Annotated in this window: 18 protein-coding genes; 6 read left to right on the top strand and 12 right to left on the bottom strand. The window is 68.7% G+C overall.

Annotated elements, in window-relative coordinates:
- Window positions 1-22 precede the first annotated feature (22 nt).
- Window positions 23-862 (bottom strand): pyrroline-5-carboxylate reductase, encoded by an 840-nt coding sequence (gene proC, locus FGL91_RS08520; protein WP_153243594.1) that lies wholly within the window; start codon window positions 860-862, stop codon window positions 23-25.
- 60 nt (window positions 863-922) lie between these two features.
- Here proC and FGL91_RS08515 point away from each other — a divergent pair, with 60 nt between their 5' ends.
- Window positions 923-1,894 (top strand): cation diffusion facilitator family transporter, encoded by a 972-nt coding sequence (locus FGL91_RS08515; protein WP_047520558.1) that lies wholly within the window; start codon window positions 923-925, stop codon window positions 1,892-1,894.
- A gap of 28 nt (window positions 1,895-1,922) precedes the next feature.
- On the opposite strand, the gene tadA is transcribed toward FGL91_RS08515, so the two are convergent.
- Window positions 1,923-2,378: a tRNA adenosine(34) deaminase TadA gene (gene tadA, locus FGL91_RS08510; protein WP_153243593.1), complete on the bottom strand. Its 456-nt coding sequence runs from the start codon at window positions 2,376-2,378 to the stop codon at window positions 1,923-1,925.
- An 81-nt stretch (window positions 2,379-2,459) separates the two neighbouring features.
- On the opposite strand from tadA, the gene upp reads away from it, so the two are divergent.
- Window positions 2,460-3,092, top strand: coding sequence for a uracil phosphoribosyltransferase (upp, locus tag FGL91_RS08505; RefSeq protein WP_047520553.1), 633 nt, complete (start codon window positions 2,460-2,462; stop codon window positions 3,090-3,092).
- Window positions 3,093-3,098: 6 nt separating this feature from the next.
- Here upp and FGL91_RS08500 read toward each other — a convergent pair whose 3' ends face one another.
- The 3 genes from FGL91_RS08500 to nadE all read right to left on the bottom strand — a co-directional run bounded on the left by FGL91_RS08500 (window position 3,099) and on the right by nadE (window position 8,249).
- Window positions 3,099-3,878, bottom strand: a complete 780-nt coding sequence (locus FGL91_RS08500) for a hypothetical protein (RefSeq protein ID WP_131491751.1) — start codon at window positions 3,876-3,878, stop codon at window positions 3,099-3,101.
- Entirely contained in the window at window positions 3,875-7,345 is a 3,471-nt protein-coding gene (locus FGL91_RS08495) for a TM0106 family RecB-like putative nuclease (protein ID WP_153243592.1), read from the bottom strand. The genes FGL91_RS08500 and FGL91_RS08495 overlap by 4 nt, the downstream gene beginning before the upstream one ends.
- An 85-nt stretch (window positions 7,346-7,430) precedes the next feature.
- Entirely contained in the window at window positions 7,431-8,249 is an 819-nt protein-coding gene (gene nadE / locus FGL91_RS08490; RefSeq protein ID WP_047520547.1) for an ammonia-dependent NAD(+) synthetase, read from the bottom strand.
- 109 nt (window positions 8,250-8,358) lie between these two features.
- Between nadE and FGL91_RS08485 the strand changes: the two genes are divergently transcribed.
- The gene (locus tag FGL91_RS08485; RefSeq protein ID WP_153243591.1) at window positions 8,359-8,916 is read left to right on the top strand and encodes a nucleoside phosphorylase; all 558 of its coding nucleotides are present in this window, start codon (window positions 8,359-8,361) and stop codon (window positions 8,914-8,916) included.
- Between the two features lie 26 nt (window positions 8,917-8,942).
- Here FGL91_RS08485 and FGL91_RS08480 read toward each other — a convergent pair whose 3' ends face one another.
- The 3 genes from FGL91_RS08480 to FGL91_RS08470 all read right to left on the bottom strand — a co-directional run bounded on the left by FGL91_RS08480 (window position 8,943) and on the right by FGL91_RS08470 (window position 13,533).
- The gene (locus tag FGL91_RS08480) at window positions 8,943-11,942 is read right to left on the bottom strand and encodes an AAA family ATPase (protein WP_153243590.1); all 3,000 of its coding nucleotides are present in this window, start codon (window positions 11,940-11,942) and stop codon (window positions 8,943-8,945) included.
- A complete protein-coding gene (locus FGL91_RS08475) occupies window positions 11,943-13,112 on the bottom strand; it encodes an exonuclease SbcCD subunit D (protein WP_153243589.1) in 1,170 nt (389 codons plus the stop codon).
- Between the two features lie 112 nt (window positions 13,113-13,224).
- Window positions 13,225-13,533, bottom strand: coding sequence for a GNAT family N-acetyltransferase (locus tag FGL91_RS08470; RefSeq protein ID WP_047520540.1), 309 nt, complete (start codon window positions 13,531-13,533; stop codon window positions 13,225-13,227).
- 332 nt (window positions 13,534-13,865) lie between these two features.
- On the opposite strand from FGL91_RS08470, the gene FGL91_RS08465 reads away from it, so the two are divergent.
- The 3 genes from FGL91_RS08465 to FGL91_RS08455 are packed head-to-tail and all read left to right on the top strand — an operon-like array spanning window position 13,866 to window position 15,796.
- Complete coding sequence (locus FGL91_RS08465) at window positions 13,866-14,573, top strand: winged helix-turn-helix domain-containing protein (protein WP_131491746.1); 708 nt, start codon at window positions 13,866-13,868, stop codon at window positions 14,571-14,573.
- 43 nt (window positions 14,574-14,616) lie between these two features.
- On the top strand, window positions 14,617-15,576 hold the full coding sequence (locus FGL91_RS08460; protein ID WP_131491745.1) for a DNA-3-methyladenine glycosylase family protein: 960 nt from the start codon (window positions 14,617-14,619) through the stop codon (window positions 15,574-15,576).
- Window positions 15,577-15,598: 22 nt separating this feature from the next.
- Window positions 15,599-15,796, top strand: a complete 198-nt coding sequence (locus FGL91_RS08455; protein WP_047520535.1) for a hypothetical protein — start codon at window positions 15,599-15,601, stop codon at window positions 15,794-15,796.
- An 18-nt stretch (window positions 15,797-15,814) separates the two neighbouring features.
- Here FGL91_RS08455 and FGL91_RS08450 read toward each other — a convergent pair whose 3' ends face one another.
- The 4 genes from FGL91_RS08450 to FGL91_RS08435 are packed head-to-tail and all read right to left on the bottom strand — an operon-like array spanning window position 15,815 to window position 19,633.
- Complete coding sequence (locus FGL91_RS08450) at window positions 15,815-16,570, bottom strand: ABC transporter ATP-binding protein (RefSeq protein WP_047520533.1); 756 nt, start codon at window positions 16,568-16,570, stop codon at window positions 15,815-15,817.
- The gene (locus FGL91_RS08445; protein ID WP_153244707.1) at window positions 16,567-17,595 is read right to left on the bottom strand and encodes an iron chelate uptake ABC transporter family permease subunit; all 1,029 of its coding nucleotides are present in this window, start codon (window positions 17,593-17,595) and stop codon (window positions 16,567-16,569) included. The genes FGL91_RS08450 and FGL91_RS08445 overlap by 4 nt, the downstream gene beginning before the upstream one ends.
- Before the next feature lie 7 nt (window positions 17,596-17,602).
- Complete coding sequence (locus tag FGL91_RS08440) at window positions 17,603-18,589, bottom strand: iron chelate uptake ABC transporter family permease subunit (protein WP_131491743.1); 987 nt, start codon at window positions 18,587-18,589, stop codon at window positions 17,603-17,605.
- A gap of 48 nt (window positions 18,590-18,637) precedes the next feature.
- Window positions 18,638-19,633 carry a siderophore ABC transporter substrate-binding protein gene (locus tag FGL91_RS08435; protein ID WP_131491742.1) on the bottom strand — a complete coding sequence of 332 codons (996 nt, stop codon included), beginning with the start codon at window positions 19,631-19,633 and terminating at the stop codon, window positions 18,638-18,640.
- Window positions 19,634-19,654: the final 21 nt, after the last annotated feature.

The raw sequence follows: 19,654 nt of genomic DNA, 5'->3' as shown, positions 1-19,654 counted from the left end.
TGCCGATCCGCCGGGGCCCGGTTCAGGCTCCGGCGGCGAGTTCCTTCGCCCGCGCGAGTGCGGCGGCAGCGGCATCGGAGAAAGTGCGTTCGAGGTGCGCGTCCTGCAGCACCGCGACAGCCCGCTCCGTCGTCCCCTTCGGACTCGTGACGCGGCGACGCAGCTCGGCAGGGTCCTCTCCCGAGGCGTCGAGCAGTGCGGTCGCGCCGATGAACGTCTGCTCCACCATCAGCTTGGCGTCGGCATCCTCGAAGCCCATGCCGACGGCTGCCTTCGTGAACTCCTCGATCAGCAGATACACGTAGGCCGGACCCGATCCCGAGATCGTCGACAGCGCGTCGATCTGAGACTCCGGCACCTCGACGACCGCGCCGACGGTCTCGAACAGACGACGCACGAGCGACAGATCGTCCGCGGTCGCGGCGGCCCCTGCGGCGAGACCGGTGACGCCCTTGCGCACCGTCGACGGAGTGTTCGGCATCGACCGGATCACGCGGGCATCGGTGCCGAGCACATCGGCGAAGGTCTGCAGCGTGACACCGGCGGCGACACTCACCACGATCGCGTCGGCGGCGAGGTGCGGGGCGATCTCGTGCAGCAGGTCGGGCACCATCGCCGGCTTGACGCCGACCAGGACGATGCGCGCGCCCGCAGCGGCCTCGACGTTGCCATCCGGCCGCTCCGCGAGTGCGATGCTGGTGACGCCTTCGAGCCCTTCGAACGCCTCCGCCTTCTCCGCGGTGCGGTTCGTCGCGGTGATCCCGCCGTCGATCCGGATGCCCGACGCGACCACTCCGCGCAGGATCGCACCGCCCATCGAGCCGGCACCGAGGAAAGCGAGGGAAGGAAGCGAGTCAGCCATGTCGTCATCCTACGGCGGGCACTCCCCGCATCCTCCGGTGGGCGGTTCTAGACTCGTCCCATGAGTGCATCCGGAGGCAACAAGGCCATCGTCGCGGCGTTCCTGGCGAACCTGGGCATCGCGCTCGCGAAGTTCGTCGCCTGGGCGCTGTCCGGTTCCGCCTCGATGCTCGCGGAGGCCATCCACTCGGTCGCCGATTCCGGCAACCAGCTCCTGCTCATGCTCGGCGGACGCAAGGCACGTCGCGAAGCCGACCGTGCACACCCCTTCGGCTATGGCCGGGAGCGCTATGTGTACGCCTTCGTCGTGTCGATCATCCTCTTCTCCGTCGGTGGACTGTTCGCGATCTACGAGGGCGTCGAGAAGCTCACCAACCCCCACGAGCTCGACAGGACCTGGTGGTGGTTGCCGCTGGTCGTCCTCTTCATCGCGATCGGGCTCGAGTCGTTCTCGCTGCGCACCGCGGTGCGTGAGAGCAACATCGTGCGGGAGAAGGGGCAGTCGTGGGTCTCCTTCGTGCGTCGCTCGAAGGCTCCCGAACTCCCCGTCGTGCTGCTCGAAGACGTCGGTGCGCTGACCGGCCTCACGTTCGCGCTGCTCGGCGTCGGGCTCACGCTCCTCACCGGAAACCCGGTGTTCGACGCCCTCGGGACCGTGATGATCGGTGTGCTGCTGGTGCTGATCGCGATCGTGCTGGGCGTCGAGACGAAGAGCCTGCTGGTCGGCGAAGGGGCGACGGCCGCCGATCACGACCGCATCGTCGATGCCATCAACGCGGGCGACGAGATCGAGAAGATCATCCACATGAAGACTCTCTACCTCGGACCGGACGAGCTGATGGTCGCTGCGAAGATCGCCCTCAACGCCGACAAGCCGTTGCGGGAAGCCGCCGACGACATCAACGCGATCGAGGCGCGCATCCGCGAGGCCGTACCGGTCGCTCGCATCGTCTACATCGAGCCGGACGTGTACCGCCCCGCGATCGATCCCGAGCCGTCGACCGACGTCTTCGTGCTGAAGTCCTCCGACTGAGCGCGGAGTCCGGACGTGCGGCGAGTGCTCAGCGCCGCTGCTCGAAGAAGGTGCGCAGCTGCGACGCCACCGCATCCGCCTGCACACCGCCGATCACCTCGGCGCGGTACGGGAGCCTCCGGTCGCGCAAAACGTCGTACATGGAGCCGGCCGCGCCCGCCTTCTCGTCCCAGGCGCCGAAGACCACGCGCCCGATGCGCGCCTGCAGAATCGCCCCGGCACACATGATGCACGGCTCGAGGGTGACCACGAGAGTGTGCCCCTCGAGATTCCACGAGCCGACGGATGCCGCCGCACGACGCAAGGCCTCCACTTCGGCATGACCGGTCGGATCGTTCGTGGCCTCGCGGGTGTTTCGCCCCTCGGCGACGATGTTCCCGTCACGGTCGAGGATCACCGCTCCGACCGGGATCTCCGCCGCTGCCGCTGCCTCGTCCGCAAGCGCGAGCGCCCGCTGCATCGCGAGGTCGTCGGCGGCGGTCATGCGTCGAGCCTACGACAGCCGCACCCAGGTCACCCGGGCCCGGATGTCGTGCCGGGCTCCCTGGCGCATTACCCTGTATCCATGCGTGTTCACGTCGCCGACCACCCTCTCGTCACTCACAAGCTCTCGGTGCTGCGCGACGCGCGCACCCCGTCGCCGGTGTTCCGTCAGCTCACGGAAGAACTCGTGACCCTGCTCGCGTACGAGGCGACCCGCAATGTGAAGGTCAGCCCGATCGAGATCACCACCCCCGTGACGACGACCACGGGCGTCAAGATCTCGGAGCCGCGTCCCATCGTGGTGCCGATCCTCCGCGCCGGCCTCGGGATGCTCGAAGGTCTGGTCAAGCTGCTCCCGACCGCAGAGGTCGGGTTCCTCGGAATGGTGCGCGACGAGACGACCTTCGAGCCGACCACGTACGCCGAGCGTCTCCCCGACGACCTGAGCGACCGCCAGTGCTTCGCCATCGACCCGATGCTCGCCACCGGTGGATCGCTCGCGGCGGCGATCCAGTTCCTGTTCGACCGCGGGGCAAAGGACGTCACGGCGATCTGCCTGCTCGGCACCCCTGAAGGCGTCGCCGCGATCGAGGCGATGGCGGGCGACCGCGACGTGACCCTCGTGCTCGGCGCGCTCGACGAGCGTCTCGACGAAAAGGGCTACATCGTCCCCGGACTCGGCGACGCCGGCGATCGCCTCTACGGCACGGTCTGACCGATATCAGTCTGCGAGGGTGAGTCGATAGGCGCGCTCGTCGCCGAAATGCCGGAAGCCCACACGCCTGAGGATCGGTGCGGACGTGGCGACACGGCCCTTCACGAGGGCGGTCGCCGCGCCCCGTTCGGCGGCAGCGCGCAACCGCTCGGCGAGGACAGCCCGATACGCACCCCGACCACGCGCATCCGGTAGGGTCGCCGCTCCCCACAACCGTGCGAAGCCGTTGACGATCGTGCACCCGCCGGTACTCACGGACCGTCCCTCCAGCCGACCGAGGACGCGCACGTCGCGCCCCGTCTTCAGCCCTGCGACGACCTCATCCTTCTCGATGCGGATCCCCTCCTCGTCGAGCGGTTCCTGCGCCCAGACCGGCACGTTGATCGCGTCGACCTCCCGCACCTGTTCGAGCGTGCGCACGATCTCCGCCGACGCCTCACCGGGGACGTCGACGACGAGTTCATCGATGGCGCGCGCGAGGACGGCGACGGTGTCGATGTGCTCGGCGCCGCGCCGACGCAGCTCGTCTTCGAGATCGGGAGAGTCCGAGGGGTTGGTCCAGAATGTGAGCTGCGCCTCGCCCCAGCCGCGGGTGTGCGCGATCGCGTGATCGAGCACCGAAGAGGCATCGACAGACGAGCGGACCTGCGATGCACGAACCCCGCCGCCGAAGCGCGCCGGGTACCGCACGAGTTGCAGTTCCTCGTGCACCTGATCGCTGTCGCGGGGGAACCACACCCACGCGGCGGAGGCCCGGAGGATGTCCTCCGTGGTGTGGACGCTCACTCCGCCGCACCCACGAGACGCGCGAAGGCACTGAGACGAGCGACTCCCTCGGGCGTATGCGGCAGATCGTCGAGGAGGGCCGGGGAGTGGATGAGGTAGGCGACGACCTGAGCGCGGGAGATCGCCACGTTGAGACGATTCTGCAGCAGCAGGAACTCCGGCCCCCGAGGCGCATCCCGACCGCTCGATGCAGCCAGCGAGGTGATCGACACCACCGCCTCCTTGCCCTGGAAGTTGTCGACCGTCCCCACCGGAACATCCGGGAAGCCCGCATCGGACAGCGCATCAAGCACCAGCTGTCGCTGCGCGTTGTAGGGCGTGACGACGATGATGTCGGACTGCGTCAGCGGACGCGCCGAGGCATTCGGGTCGTTGTCGGTGAAAGTCCGACCGATCAGATCGTCGACGAGCCGCACGACTTCGGCGGCCTCCTCCGCTGACGCAGTGGCGTTCCCCCGGTGCCGGAGCGGAACCACGTGCAGTCCGGGCTCCACACCGTCGAGCGAGCGGAGTTCCGTGCCGGGCGCCGAGGCGAGCTGTCCGGCGTATGCGAGCTTCGACACCGGAGCCGCCACCGCCGGGTGCATGCGCCACGATCGCGCGAGGAAGTAGCCGTACTCCGGCCGGACCACCGGATCGCCGTCCATCACCCACCCGAGAGCGGACGTGTCCACCGGCTCGGGATGAGCGCCCTGGCTCACCTGCGGGAGCTGCTGCGGATCACCGAGCAGCAGGAGCCGTTTCGCACCGGCGGCCACGGCGATGGTCGAGGCGAGCGAGAATTGTCCGGCCTCGTCGATCACGAGCAGATCGAGTCCCTCCCTGTCGACGCGCTGGGTGTTACTGAAGTCCCATGCCGTGCCACCGACGACCGCACCCTCCCCGATGTGCTCTGCGAGGAAGGCTGCCATGCCGTTCTTCGGGATCGCGGTGTACGGCGGTTCGGCGTCGGGATCCTTCGGCGCTTTCGCCACCTGAGAGGGCGAGACGCCGTCGGACACGATCCGCGCAAGCAGCGTCTCGATGATGGCGTGCGACTGCGCGACAACGCCGACCTTGAAACCGTGCTCGTTCACGAGACGTGCGATCACACGAGACCCGGTGTAGGTCTTACCCGTTCCGGGAGGCCCCTGCACGGCGAGATAGCTGCGGTCGAGGTCGAGCACGCCGCGCACGATCGCGTCGATGACGTCGTCGTCTGCGGGCGGGAGCGCATCCCCTGACGTCGTGCGCGGAGGGATACGACGCAGGATGTCGGTCGCGGCATCATGCGGGTAGCCCGGGGCCGCAACGTGCACGGCATCGGCCCACTCGTCGATCGCCCCTTGCAGGGAGACGACCCGCGGCGGCGCGGCGGGGGTGAGTGCGAGGGGAAGCTCGTCCCAGGTCTGGCCCTGCACCGCCGATTCGGTAACGAGGTAACCGTCGTCGAGCACTTCGGCCACCGTGACGGTGTGCGGCACGTGGACTGCTCGGGACGGCACTTCGGTATCGAAGGGCGCCGGCACCTCGTACAGGGCGAACGGTTGCGAACCCGCGCCGAGAGTCGTTCCCGGTGACACCTCTCCCCGGATCTCGATGTCGCGGGACATCACCCTGCGCCCTTCCCCGATACTCCAGTCCCGACGGACGGAAGACGAGGGACGATCGACCCGCACCACGTCTCGCGTGCCGTCCCACATCGTCACCGGCTCCCGCAGCCGCTGGAAATGCGACACCCAGAAGCTCTTCGCCTCGCGAGGGAAGTAGTCGATCGCCGCGGCCGCGATGCGATGGACGAGTCCGTCGCCCCCGGCCTCCACGGCCTGCTCCGCGTCGGCAAGGAGCGCGACGGAGCGGGGCGACGGCTCGTAGATGACCTCGTCGGCGGCGTCCGGCGGCGCCGGTGTGACGCCCTTCTGCCGTGCGATGTCGATGAGCCAGTTGCGCAGCCTTCGCGTGGACACGCAGTCGTAGCGGTTGTAGTCGGCGAGGTCGGCGAGGACCACCTCCGCCTCACTCTGGTTCCCGGCCGCCGCGAGCTCGCGCGCCGCGACGTACTGAACGATCGAGTCATCGCCCTTCTGCACGTCGCTCGTGCGCACGTCTTCACCCATGTAGAGCGGTTCGAGCTTCTTGATCGAGTACGAGCGGGATCCCACCCGCACGGTGCGCAGCACCAGCGGGTACAGATCGACGAACACCCCTTCTCGCAGCAGCCGGTCGACCTCTCCTTCGCGCACGCCGTGCCGCGCGGCCATCGCTACCAGATGCGACGTCTCGTACGGGGCGTAGTGATAGATGTGCATACCGGGATGCGCCGCCCGGCGCAGGGTGACGAAGTCGAGGAAGGACTCGAGCGCCCGCTTCTCGTCGGCGAAGGTGTGCGCCCACAGTGCCGAGTACTGGTCCGCGTTGTCTACCCAGCCGAAGAGGTAGTCGATCCCCCACTGCGCCTCACCGTCGGCTGCGGGCTCGGTGTAGAGCGGATCCCCCTCGAAGTCGAAGAAGATGTCGCCATGGCTCGGCAGGGGAAGAGTATGGATCGCTTGCGCGTAGTGCACGTCGTACGTCGGCTCGCCCTCTGCATCCGCGCGCAGCTGCAGACGGGCTTGAGCGCGAAGATTCTCGAACGTGTCGGTGTTCATTCCCGCCGGAGCATGGACTGCGGCGGCGAGGGCGTCGATCGTCTCGACACCGGCTGCCCGCAGTCGCGCCCGCTGCACCGGTCGCATCCGCGCGACCATCAGGAGGTCTCGATGCGCGAGCACCTGCTCCTCACAGGTCGCGCACCGGCCGCAGGCCACGATCTGGAGGTCACCGCGATCATCGCCCCAGGCGAGAGGAGTTCCCGTCGCACCGTCGGCGACACGACGATCGGCGATGAGTGCACGAAGCCGGGCGCGACGCACCTGGAACAGCGGGAGCAGGTCGTCGACGGCATGCGTGCTGAGGGTGCCGTCGCCGAGGATGAGATCGACCTCATCGGAGCACGGGATGCCGAGCCGGTCGAGCTGATCGGCATATGCCGCGAGCTGCATGAGCGCCGTCACGCGAGCCTTGCGCGCCAGCTTCGAGTCCTGGACACGCCACCGCCCCTCGTCGTCCTTGCGCAGGAAATCAGCGAACCCGACGAACTCCTCGGTCGCGAACGCCGCCTGGAAGACGACCAGCGCCTCGGACCGCAGCGCCCGCACGGTCTCGTCGATCGCCGCGGCCAGCGCCTCCGCATCGACTGAGGACACCTTCTCGATGCGATGCACGTTCTCGTCGCCGAGGTCGTCGATGTAGCGGGCGAGCACGTTCTGCTCGTGGACGTCACCGAGCTCCGCGGCGCGCTTCAGCGTCGCATCCTCCGGCTCTTCGACGGCCGGCACCCGGCCCAGCTTCGCGTCGATCGCCCGACACCACGCGAACTCGCATTCCGCGGCCGCCTTGAGGTCGCTCGCGCTCCAGATGACGCGCTGCGCCTGAGTGTCGATCCGCACGATGCTCCCGTTCTGTCGGATGCTTCGACACTATCCGCGGCATCCGACACGGGCGAAGCGGGACGCCCTCAGAAGCGGACTGCGATCACCGCCACCAGGTGTCGTCCGGGGTCACCGGCAGGTGTCTCTTGTGCTGCGTCGCGAGGTATCGCGCCTCGATGCGGCCGGCGACGTCGGGATCCACCGACCGTCCTTCGAGGAAGTCGTCGATCTGCTCGTACGTGAGCCCGAGTTCTTCCTCGTCGGCCCGGCCGGGTTGCCCGTCGAGAAGATCGGCGGTGGGCACCTTGAACGCGAGTCGATCCGGGGCATCGAGGAACTGCAGCAGCGAACGCCCCTGCCGTTTGCTGAGACCGGACAACGGAAGGATGTCGGCCGCGCCGTCACCGAACTTCGTGAAGAAACCCGTCACCGCTTCGGCAGCGTGATCCGTGCCGATGACGAGGAGGCCGTCGTGCCCGGCGAGCGCGTACTGCGTGACCATGCGCACGCGTGCTTTGATGTTGCCGCGGTTGAAGTCGCTGATGTCACTCGTGACCGCGAACTCGATGTCTTCCTCGACACCGTCGACGCCGTTCTGGATGTTGACCTCGACCGAGGAATCCGGAGCGATGAAGTCGAGTGCCGCCTCAGCGTCCGCCGCATCGTGCTGGACGCGGTACGGCAGGCGCACGGCCAGGAACTTCGCCTCGCCGCCCTCGGACCGCACCCTCTCGACCGCGAGCTGCGCCAGACGCCCGGCGAGGGTCGAGTCCTGCCCGCCCGAGATCCCGAGTACGTAACCCTTCGCGCCCGTCGTGCGGAGGTACTCGACGAGGAACGCGACTCGACGTTCGACCTCGGCTTCGGGATCGATCTCGGGCCGGACGCCGAGGTCCTCCGAGATCTGCTGCTGCAACGACATGTGATCCTCCGCTCTGTTCCTCGAATCAGTATCGCCCCTCCGTGTTACACCCGGGTGACGCCGCGTCGCTGGTCAGGTTCTGTCCGCGGTGACCTGAGAGAATGGGGCAGTGAAACTCCTCGTCGCCGCGCTCGCCTCCGAACTGTCCGCCTTCCCGGAGGAGCTCGAGGGCTTCGATCGGCTCATCACGGGCCCCGGCAAGTTGCAGGCGACGTACGCACTCACCCGTGCCCTCGATGCGAACGACTACGACGAGATCGTCGTGGTGGGCACCGCCGGGGCGATCGACCCCGACCTCGAGTCGAGGGTGCACGAGGTCGGCACGGCATTCCAGCACGACGTCACCGATCTCGACGGGATCTCCGGGCAGCACGTCTCCCTTCCCACGAAGGTGTCGACCGGGAAGGAGGGCGTGCTGATCGCGACCGGCGACCACTTCGTCGAGGACGCGGAGATCACCGCCGTGATCCGCCCGTCCGGCGCGGTTCTGGTCGATATGGAGACCTATGCGTACATCTGGGTGGCGGGGCGGTTCGAGGTCCCGATCCGCGTGTTCCGGGCCATCTCCGATCAGGCCGAAGACGGCGCCCTCACGGACTGGCGCGAAGCCGTCGCGCGCTGCAGTGTGCAGCTGCGCGAGTTCATCCTCGCCGAATACGGCGTGTGACACCGCGGCGCCGTTCGGGCACCACCTCAGCGAGGCTCGATCATGCTGGGACCGTTCGGCAACGCCCGCACCGTGAGCTGCGCCGGGATCTGCTCCTGCATGGCCTCGACGTGGCTGATCACCCCGACGGTCCTGCCGCCCTGTCGTAGTTCGTCGAGGGTGCGCATGGCGACATCGAGAGTGTCTCCGTCGAGCGAGCCGAATCCCTCGTCGATGAAGAGCGTGTCCAAGCGGATGCCGCCGGCTCGCGCGGTGACGACTTCGGCGAGGCCGAGCGCGAGCGCGAGCGAGGTGAGGAACGTCTCCCCACCCGAGAGGGACTGCGGCGGCCTGGACTGTCCGGTGAACGCGTCGAAGACCACGATGCCGAGGCCGGAAGCGGCGCCTCGTGCGGCGAGCGCATCCGAATGCCGCAGCTGGTAGCGCCCCGTCGACATGTCGTGCAACCGCCGGTTCGCCGCTTCGACGATCTCTTCGAGTTCGGCGGCGAGGACGAAGGTCTCGAGAGTCATCTTGTGCGTGTTCGCTCCGCGTCCGGCGATCGTGTCTGCGAGATTCTTCAGCAGCTCGAATTCGGTCGCCTCCGCGGTCGTCCTCGCATTCTCCGCGGCAGCCGACTCGATCAACCCTTCGAGTCGCTCGGCGACACCTGCAGCGCGGGCCGCCTCATCGACCGCGCCCTTCCAGAGCGCCCGGGCGGCTTCCGCCGCCTGCTCGGCCGGTTCCAGGTCGATGGGCTCTTCGGGGAGCGTGCGCAGTTCCAGATCGAACAGGATCCCGCGTTCCTTCTCGCGCTGGACGGCATGCTGCGCGATCCGGGCGTCGAGGGTCTCTTGCGCCGCCGACGAGCGAAGCGCCTCCTCCGCGGCCGCCGCGTCGCTGAAAGGCGAGTCGGCGAGGGCCGTGTCTCGCTCGGATTCCGCAGCGACGAGCGCCTCGGACCTGCGGCGGTGTTCCGCGACCGCCGCAGCGAGAGCACGGGCGGCGGCGATCGCGGTCGCCGTGTCCGCGAGCCGGGCGGCGACCGTGTCGAAGTCGCCCCGAGCCTCGGCGATCGACTCGCGCGCCTGCGCCTCCCGCTGCCGCAGCACGGCGTGGTCTTCTCGTGCCTGAGCGAGGGCCGCCGCGTCTGCCGCCTTCTCGGCCTCGAGCCGTTCGACACGTGCCGTCAGTGCCGCCAGTCTCGCGTCGATCGCCTCCAACTCCTCCACGGCGCTCAGGCTGCGTGTGTACGCCGCCGTCGCCTCGGCGTGCTCCCTCTCGGCCTGCTCGACGCTCCTTCCGTCGGCGCGAGCCAGGACCGCGGCCAACTCGGCCTGCACGGCCGATGCGGCCGACATGAGTTCACGCTCCCGCTCTGCCGCAGCGTCACGAAAGAGTTCGGCGTCGGCGATGTCGTCGGGCGACACCGGATCGGAGTGCGTGGCGAGGCTCGGGTGCTCGACAGAGCCGCAGACCGGGCAGGGGTCGTCAGGGCGGAGACTCGACGCCAGTTCGCCGGCCATCCCGTCGGTGCGACGCTGACGGAGCTTCGCGAGCGCGGTCTGCGCAGCGGCGTGCTCGGTGGTGGCAGCGGTGAGATCGCGCTCCGTGGCCGCCTGGTCGGCCTGGAGCCGTCGGGCTGCCCTCGCCGCCACGACACGCACGTCCGCCGACTCCCGCGCGATCCTCAGGTCGTCCGCACGATCGGCGATGCGCCGGGTCTGGTCTCGCTCCGCCTTCAGCGCGGCCACCGCGTCGGGCAACGAGGCGCGCTCCGCTTCCCCGGCCTCGATGCGTGCGGTCGCTGCGTCGACGGCGGCGACCGCGATCCGCAGTTCTTCGTCGAGGGCCGGTACCTGTTCCTCGAGCTCACGCGCCCGCTCCCAGGACCCGGTCTCCTTGGTACGCGCCGTCACCCACGCCTCGAGGTCTCCGTCGACGTCGAACTCGAGGGCGTCCCATTCCGCGCGAGCGCGCTCCTCGGCCGTCGCGGCAGCGTCGACCAGCTCGTGAGCCCGTGATGCCGCGGCGATCGTCGAGCGCAGCGCCTCGGCAGCACGCGCAGCCGTGAGCTCGGCACGCGCCTCGTCGATCAGCGGCGCATCCGCTTCGAGACGGGCGAGTGCCGCACGTGCACGGTCGCGTTCCTGCTGTGCGCGCCGCTCCTCACGCGTCGTCGCCAGCGCCGCATCGGCCTCGGCCGATAGCTTCTCGGCGTCGGCCTGTTCGGAGGCCCGCCGCCCGGCACGGTAGTCCGCTCGCGCCTGGGCTCGGCGAAGGGCGTCGAGACGCTCATCGATCGTCAGTGATGCCGTCGGCTGCTCCCCCGCCGCCGTGGGGGCCGTGCCGTCGTCGGCATCGCCCGAGAGGCCCGCGGTGTCCACCAGACGTTCGGCCTCACCGACACGAGCGTCGACGGTGGCGAGCCGCGCACCGAGCGTCTGCTCCGCCTGGCGGCGCCGCTCGTCGAAACGGGCCTGCACGTCTTCGAATCGCTGAGTGCCGAAGAGGCGGCGAAGCAGCGCCTGGCGATCCCTGCTCCCCGCCAGCAGGAACTCGGAGAAGCGGTTCTGCGCCAGGAGGATCACCTGCAGGAACTGCTCGCGGCTCAGCTGCAGGATCTCATCGAGGTCGCCGGCGACGTCGACGGCTCGTGCGGCACGCCCCACCCAGCCCGCGTCCGTCCATTCCTCCAGTGACACCGCTGCGGCCTGCTTCGTCAGCCCCCCGCCGCGCTTGGCCGGACGAAGGTACTCCGGCGAGCGCGTCACGCGGAACCGACCGGCCGGAGTACTGAACTCGACCACGACCTCGGAGGGATCATCGGGCTCGCAGTGGTCGCTGCGGAGCCGCTTCTCGCCCCCGTCGTAGCGTGGCACACCACCGTAGAGACCGAAGCAGACGGCATCGAGGATGCTCGACTTGCCGGCGCCGGTCCGCCCGGCGATCAGGAAGATGCCATCGTCGCCGAAAGCGTCGAAATCCACGATCTGCCGCGACCGGAAAGGGCCGAACCCCTCGATCTCCAGGCGATGGAGGCGCATCTAGACGAGAGCTTCCGCGCGCACGCGCTCGTCGAGCACCGCGCGGATCAGGTCGCGCTCCGCATCCGTGGCGCCGTGCCCGGCCCGGACGTGCTCGAGGAACGCCTCGATCCGGTCGACATCGGTCACCGCGGTCCGGAGTCGCTGCGAGTACGACCTCTCCTCCGCCTCGGAGACGGCCACGGGCTGGTGCTGCACCATGGCGCAGTAGGGGTAGCTCTCGCGCAGACGCCGCATCGGCTCGGCCTGGGGCAGAGCATCGGTGTACACGGCGCACACCCACTCGTTCGCATGCTCGGCGACCATCTCCGGCGCCAGGATCTCGTGGAGCGTTCCCGTGAGCGTGACCAGACGACGCGGCACGGGCAGCTCGAGCCACTCGACGGCGGCGAGACCGTGGGCATCGAGGTCGACGAGCCACGAACCGCGCGCCTTGTGCTGCTCGCCGAAGCTGTAGTGCAGCGGAGCCCCGGCGTAGCGGACGCGCTCGCTGAGCGTCTGGCGACCGTGGATGTGCCCGAGCGCCACGTAGTCGGGGCCGTCGAACACGCTGAGGGGCACGACGTCGAGCCCACCCTGACGCACCTCGCGCTCGAGGCCTGCGGTGGCATCGACCCCTGCGGCGAAGCAGTGCGCGATGGCGACCGCACGGCCCTCGTGCGTGTCCATGCCCGCACGGACGAGGTCCATCGCATGCCCCATGGTCTGCGCCTGGGTGCGCAACGGGCGGCCCGCGCTGTCGCCCTCGGGCCAGTGCTGACGCACGATGGCCGGCTCGAGGTAGGGGATGCCGAAGAAATGAACCGGTCCATCGGCATCCGCGATCGTGATCGGCTCCCCGACGGCGAGCGGATCGGTCAGCACGTGGATGCCGTCACGGAGCAGCCGCGCCTGGAAACCGAGTCGCGCGGCCGAGTCATGGTTTCCGCTCGTGACGATCACTCGCGCCCCGGCCTCGTCCAGCGCCACCAGCGCATCGCCGAGGAGCGAGTAGGCGGGACCGGACGGCGTCGCGGAGTCGAAGACGTCTCCGGCGACGACCACGACGTCGACGGAGTGCGTGCGCACCTGCTCGGTCAGCGCCCCGAGCACCTCGGTCAGCGCGTCCATGGTCGAGTTGCCATGGAACGTGCGGCCGATGTGCCAGTCGGAGGTGTGCAGGATTCGCATACTCACACGGTACGAACCCCCTCGGACATTCCGTCCGAGGCGTGCCGCGACCCGTTCATGACGTCACCCCGTCGGTAACCCGCCGTAACACGACGTCATGAAACGACGGCGGTCAGCGCGAGCGCAGCAGGGGGGCGTGCTCGGGGTGCGCGGCGAACCAATCGGCGACGTACCAGCACACCGCGTCCACCGTGCGGTCGCCACGCTCCTCGATGTCGGCCACCGCACCCTCCACGACCTTGCCCGCGTAGCCGTTGCCGCGGAAAGTCGGGATAGTGAACGCGCGGGTGAGAGCGATCGTGTGACCGTCGTCGCGGTAGTCGAGAACGCTCACGAGCTTTCCATCGCGCATGAGCGTGTAGCGGGACGCGTCCTTCTCGTCGGTCAGGATGAAGCCTCCGACAGTGTGCGAGATCGTCATTCGATCCACGTTACGCCCGCCAGGAGCGCCCGGGCGTTTTGACATGGGGCGTCACGATCGGACATAATCCCCCCATGACCACCAACGCAAGCCCTTTGTCCGCCCAGGAGGCGAACAGGACTGCCGGGATGATGATGCCCGGTCGCGTTGGCATGTGTTGCCGAATGTGTCGCTGAACGAACAGCCACCCCGCCTGACCTGATTCCTCGCGAACTGCGAGGCCAGTGTCTCCGAGCATCCACCCTCTGCTCGCTTCCCGGCTCCGCCGGTCATTCATGCAACGCATCAGAGCCCCCCTCGATCCGGGCTCACGTCCTGAGGACTTCATCATCATGTCGAACACCGCACTTCTCGAGCGTCCCGCCACCACCGCCGCGATCCGCACTCGTACCGAGGCCACCGCACCGGTGCCCTCCGCCACCGCAGACCTTCCCGCCGTCCGCTCCCCGCGAGGCTTCGCGCTCTACGTGGGGCTCGACGAGATCAAGGCCGCCGAAGCCGGTGTGAGCCTGCCGCTGCTCGTCGATGCCCTGCGGCGCACCCTCGCCGAACTCGCTCCGGGTGCGGAGACGCACGCCACGGTCGCCCTCGCGCCGCACGGCTCGGGCGGCCGCGACCTCGACGTCGTCCGCCTCGCCCTGCAGGAGCCGGGCGCCATCGCGCGCACCAAGGCCGCTGCCGAAGAGGACACGGCGGAAGAGGAGAGCGGCGTCACCGTCGACATCTCCCGCAAGCGCGTCCTGATCGACGGGGAGTCCGCGGCCTTCACCTACAAGGAGTTCGAGCTGCTGCAGTACCTCGTGCTGCGCGAGGGCCGCACGATCGAACGCAGCGAGCTGGTCTCTGCTCTGTGGCAGGCGCAGGACGACGAGACCCCCGGTGAGCGCACGATCGACGTCCACGTGCGTCGTCTCCGCGCGAAGCTCGGACGCTACGAGGACATCGTCCGCACGGTGCGGGGAATCGGCTACCGGTTCGACCGTCACGCCGACGTCGTCATCCGCTACGGACACGGAACCCCCTCGCCCGACCGCTTCTGACCGTCTGCGAGTCGGTGTCAGGGCCGGCGCGTAGGGTGGGCGCATGACATCGACGGCGCAATCCGCAGCGGCTGAGGTCGCGCCATCGGATGCCCCTCGGGAGACCGTCTACCGCCCCTCGCACCCTCTCGATCTCGGCCGCACACTCGGCTTCCTTCGCCGTGGCACGGGCGACCCGACCATGGTCATCGCCGGATCGGTGATCTGGCGGGCGGTGCGCACACCCCTCGGTCCGACGACGTTGGCGGTGCGCACGATCGGTGGCGAGGTGCGCGCGACCGCCTGGGGCCCCGGAACGGACTTCGCGCTCGATGCCGTCCCCGCACTCTGTGGAGCCCACGACGACGCCGAGGGGTTCGACGCATCGCATCACCCTCTCGTCGCCGAGTCCGCGCATCGCCATCCCGGGCTGCGCCTGACACGCACCGACGAGGTGTTCGACGCGCTGGCATGCGCGATCATCGAGCAGAAGGTCACCGGAATGCAGGCGTTCGGAGCGTGGCGTTGGCTCGTCTCCCGCTTCGGCGAGCGCGCCCCCGGCCCGACGCCCCGACCGATGTTCACCGCGCCCACCGCCGCACAGTGGCACCGCATCCCCTCCTGGGCCTGGCACCGCGCCGGGGTCGAGCCCCCACAGTCCCGGACCCTCGTGCGCGCCGCGGAACGAGGCGACCGCATCGCCCACGCCGTGCGGACCGCCCCGGACGGCACGGCGCGCGACCGCGTTCTCACGAGCCTTCCCGGCGTCGGGGTGTGGACCTCGGCGGAGACCCGGGCCCGCGCGCTCGGCGACACCGATGCCGTCAGCGTCGGCGACTACCACCTCGCCCACGAGATCGGCTACGCCCTCACCGGCACGCGCACCGATGACGCCGGGATGCTCGAGCTCCTCGCTCCCTGGGCGGGGCAACGGCAGCGAGCGGTCCGCCTCATCGCCGCCAGCGGGGTGCACGAGCCGCGCCGAGGCCCTCGCCTCGCACCCGAGAACCATCGCGACCGCTGACTCCGCCGCCTATGCTGGGGCCATGTCCCGCAGAGCGATCCGCATCTCCATCACCGTCGGCCTGTTGATCGTCGGCGTGGTGGTCGGGCTCATCTTCCAGAATGTGTGGCTGGGCGTTCTCCTCGCCGCCATCGTGTGGCTGGGCTGGTTCCTCGGGTACGAGTCGCGGCGCGGGAACAACGCCGGCGTCAACGATGAAGACCACGGCATCGAGCTCTGAGGAGCTCGTGCGCGGAGGTCAGTAGTACACCGCGAGCGGTCCGGAGGGTCCGGCGATCACACTCACGGGGGTGTCGAAGACCCGCGACAGCACCTCATCCGTCATGATCGCGGCAGGGGATCCGAACTCCACGACCGCGCCGTCCTTCATCGCGCAGATGTGGTCGGCGTAATGCCCCGCGAAGTTGATGTCGTGCAGCACGATCACGATCGTGCGTCCGAGCTCCTCCGCCGCCCGTCGCAGGTGCTTCATCATCTGCACCGCGTGGCGCATGTCGAGGTTGTTCAGCGGTTCGTCCAGCAGCACGAACTCGGTGTCCTGTGCCAGCACCATCGCCACGTAGGCGCGCTGACGCTGCCCTCCGGAGAGCTCGTCGAGGTACCGCCCCTCCAGCGGACCGAGGTCGAGGAAGTCGATGGCCTGGCTGATGATCTCCTCGTCGGCCCGGGTCAGCCGTCCCTTCGAATGCGGGAACCGGCCGAATCCCACGAGCTGGCGCACGGTGAGTCGCGTGACGAAGTGATTCTCCTGACGCAGGATCGACACGACCTTCGCCAGGTCCTTCGACTTCGTCGAGGCCACATCGAGCCCCGCGATCTCGATGGCCCCCGCATCCATCCCGTTCAGCCGGCCGATCATCGTGAGCAGCGTCGACTTGCCTGCGCCGTTGGGTCCGATCAGCGCGGTGATGCCGCCGGTCGGGATCTCGAGGTCGACCGGACCGATCGCGACCTCGCTGCTGTAGTCCCGGCGGACGCCGTCGAGAGCGATCACAGTCTGCCCTTTCTGAGGATGACGATGAGGAACACGGTCCCGCCGACGAGCTCGATCAGGATCGAGACCATCCCCTGCGCGTAGAACACGTTCTTCATCACGAAGTACGCCCCCGCAAGGATCGTGAAGGCGGTGAGCACCGCGACGGGGAAGATCAGCCGATGGTCATGCGTGTCGGCGAACTGGTAGGCGAGCGTGGCGACCAGGAAGCCGAGGAAGGTCATCGGCCCGACCAGCGCGGTCGACGTCGCCATCAGCACGGCGACGAGGAACAGCACGACGAACAGCTCGCGCCGATGATCGACACCGAGCGAGCGCGCGGCGTCCGGACCCAGGGCCATGAGATTGAGCCGACGCGATCGGATCCACAGCAGAGCGGAGGCCACGATCACGAGCGGGATCGCGAGCGGCAGGTAGGAGGCGTCCGCGTTCGAGACGTTGCCGAAGAGACGGGCGGCGAGCACGTCGAACTCGCTGGGGGTGAGCAGACGCTGCATGAACGTGGCGACCGCTCCGAGACCGCCGCCGATCACGATGCCGACCAGAAGCATGATCTGCAGGTTTCCGTACCGCCCCGAGAGCAGCCATCCGTACAGGGCGACGGCGAGTCCGACCATGATGACGACCTGGATCGCGAACTGGCCGACGCCCTGTATCGTGACGAGTCCGGCGACCCCGAACAGGTAGACGGTGGAGGTCTGCACGACGCGGTACAGCGACTCGAAGCCCATGATCGACGGCGTGATGATGCGGTTGTTGGTGACGGTCTGGAAGCTCACCGTGGCGATCGCCTGGGACACGGCGACGAGCGCCATCACGGTGACATCGATCGCCCGGTGCTGGGCGATGCGCCAGAACCCTGCGGAGCCGACCGGCATCGGGTTCGCCCATGCCAGCAGCCCGAAGCCGGAGACGGCGGCGAGGACGACGAGCACGCCGAGGACGAGGACGTAGCGACGGCGCGCTCGCGGGGTCGTGAACGAGCCGGCCGATCGCACCGGGCCGCCCGTCGTCGTCGGTGTCATCACCGCGCTAGCCACGTCGACGCTGCCTCAGCAGGAGGAGCACGAACACCACCGCGCCGACGACCCCGAGGATCAACGACACCGGGACCTCGAACGGCATGATGATGGTGCGGCCGATGATGTCGCACACCGTGACGATCGCGATGCCGAGCAGGCACACCCACGGCAGATTGCTGCGCAGATCGTCACCGCGCACCATCGAGACGATGTTCGGCACGATCAGCCCCAGGAAAGGAAGATTGCCGACGACGACCGTCACGACACCGGTGGTCACCGCGATGAGCACCGTGCCGAGCAGGATGATCCGGTTGTAGTTCACACCGACGTTCGTGGCGACCTCCTCCCCGAGTCCGGCGATGGTCAGCCGATCGGCGACGATGAACACGACGACCCCGATGACCGCCACGATCCAGAGCATCTCGTACTGACCGCGCATCACCGAGGTGAAGCTCCCCGCGAACCAGACGCCGATGATCTGCAGCGAGTTGGTGACCAGGGCGAGATACGTGGACAGGGCACCGACGACCGCACCGAGCATGATGCCGACGATCGGGACGATGAGCGAGGACTTGAGGGCGACCCGACGGAGGAACGCGAAGAACACCATCGTGCCGACGAAGGCCGCGAGGATCGCACCGGCCATCCGCAACGGGAGCGACGGCTGCGGCACGAGGATCATGACCATCAGCAGCCCGAGCCCCGCCCATTCGGTGGTCCCGGTCGTCGTGGGCTCGACGAAGCGGTTCTGGGTGAGAAGCTGCATCACGAGGCCCGCCATGGCCATTGCGGCGCCGGCGAGAACGAGGGCGATCGTGCGGGGGACGCGCGTGATCTGGAACATCTGCGCGCCGTCGTCCGCCCCGGCGATGTCGTAGACGCCCGTGAAGAGCGAGATCACGAGGAGCACCGCGACGACGAGCACGCCGATGAGCAGTTTCACGTCGAAGAGCCGCCCGGCGTGGCGGGGCGGCTGGGTGATGTCGGTGGAGACCATGATGACCGTGCGGCGGCACCCGGATCATCCGGATGCCGCCGCAGTACCTCAGTTCTTCGCGCTCTTCTCGAGGGCGTCTGCGAAGTCGTTGAGGAACGACGTGTAGGTCTGGATGCCCTCGTTCAGGTACGTGTCGGTGGGCATGTAGACGAGCTGCTTCTCCTTCACGGCCGTGACGCCGGCGAGGGCCTCGGAGCTCTCGAGGATCTCCGCAGCCTGCACGTAGTCCGGGGTTTCGGCAGCGAACACGGCGTCGCGGTCGAGCACGAGGATCCAGTCGGGGTCCGACGCGGCGATCGCCTCGACGGAGATCTCATCGCCCTGGTGGTCATCGGTCGCGTCGTCGACCTGAAGCGCCGGGGTGAGCCCGAGAAGGTCGTAGATCGGGCCGAGCGAGCGGCCAACGGTCGGGGCGAGGTAGCCGATCTCGCCGCCCGAGGTGTTGACTGCCATGACGGTGTCGGCGTCGTCGTACGCGGCCTTCGCGCGCTCGGCAGCGGCGTCGAAGTCCTCGACGAGCTTCGCGGCCTCGTCCTGCTTGCCGAAGATCTCTCCGAGCACGGTGACCTGGCGCTTGAGCTCCTCGTCGAAGGGCTCTCCCTCGCGCGGCTCGAGGTCGACGATCGTCGCATCGGGCACGAGGTCGGCGATCGCGGTGTTGTGCTGCGTGAACCGCTGGCCGCTGATGATCAGGTCGGGCTCCACGGCGACGATGGCCTCGAGGTCGGGCTCGCTGTGCAGTCCGATGTCGACGATGCCGTCGTCCTTCACGTACGACACGGTCTCGGGCATGAGCGCGACGGCTCCGGCCGAGAGCTCGACGCCCCAGTCGGACAGTGTCTGGAAGGTGCGGTTGTCGAGAGCCACGACGGAGGTGGGAGGTGTCGCGATCTCGTGCGTGCCGGTGTTGTCCTCGACCGTGACGGTCGCGGCTGCGGGTTCGTTGTTCTCCGATTCCGCCGAACCGCCGGATGCGCAGCCGGCGAGGGCGAGAAGACCGACGAGCGCGACGCTCGTGGCGGTGAGGGTTCTGGGCACGGACATGGAGAGACTCCTGTTCTGCGG

The sequence above is a fragment of the Microbacterium sp. CBA3102 genome, assembly GCF_007954505.1.
GTDB classification, from domain to species: domain Bacteria; phylum Actinomycetota; class Actinomycetes; order Actinomycetales; family Microbacteriaceae; genus Microbacterium; species Microbacterium aurugineum.
This window is presented reverse-complemented; position numbering and strand designations above follow the sequence as displayed.

Excerpts from the sequence above, each read along its gene's own strand:
- tadA (WP_153243593.1), bottom strand. The coding sequence starts at position 2,378 with ATGACCGCCGCCGACGACCTCGCGATGCAGCGGGCGCTCGCGCTTGCG.
- FGL91_RS08445 (WP_153244707.1), bottom strand. The coding sequence starts at position 17,595 with ATGACACCGACGACGACGGGCGGCCCGGTGCGATCGGCCGGCTCGTTC.
- nadE (WP_047520547.1), bottom strand. The coding sequence starts at position 8,249 with ATGTCGTTGCAGCAGCAGATCTCGGAGGACCTCGGCGTCCGGCCCGAG.
- FGL91_RS08460 (WP_131491745.1), top strand. The coding sequence starts at position 14,617 with ATGACATCGACGGCGCAATCCGCAGCGGCTGAGGTCGCGCCATCGGAT.
- FGL91_RS08455 (WP_047520535.1), top strand. The coding sequence starts at position 15,599 with ATGTCCCGCAGAGCGATCCGCATCTCCATCACCGTCGGCCTGTTGATC.
- FGL91_RS08440 (WP_131491743.1), bottom strand. The coding sequence starts at position 18,589 with ATGGTCTCCACCGACATCACCCAGCCGCCCCGCCACGCCGGGCGGCTC.
- upp (WP_047520553.1), top strand. The coding sequence starts at position 2,460 with ATGCGTGTTCACGTCGCCGACCACCCTCTCGTCACTCACAAGCTCTCG.
- FGL91_RS08470 (WP_047520540.1), bottom strand. The coding sequence starts at position 13,533 with ATGACGATCTCGCACACTGTCGGAGGCTTCATCCTGACCGACGAGAAG.
- FGL91_RS08515 (WP_047520558.1), top strand. The coding sequence starts at position 923 with ATGAGTGCATCCGGAGGCAACAAGGCCATCGTCGCGGCGTTCCTGGCG.
- FGL91_RS08475 (WP_153243589.1), bottom strand. The coding sequence starts at position 13,112 with ATGCGAATCCTGCACACCTCCGACTGGCACATCGGCCGCACGTTCCAT.
- proC (WP_153243594.1), bottom strand. The coding sequence starts at position 862 with ATGGCTGACTCGCTTCCTTCCCTCGCTTTCCTCGGTGCCGGCTCGATG.
- FGL91_RS08465 (WP_131491746.1), top strand. The coding sequence starts at position 13,866 with ATGTCGAACACCGCACTTCTCGAGCGTCCCGCCACCACCGCCGCGATC.
- FGL91_RS08480 (WP_153243590.1), bottom strand. The coding sequence starts at position 11,942 with ATGCGCCTCCATCGCCTGGAGATCGAGGGGTTCGGCCCTTTCCGGTCG.
- FGL91_RS08435 (WP_131491742.1), bottom strand. The coding sequence starts at position 19,633 with ATGTCCGTGCCCAGAACCCTCACCGCCACGAGCGTCGCGCTCGTCGGT.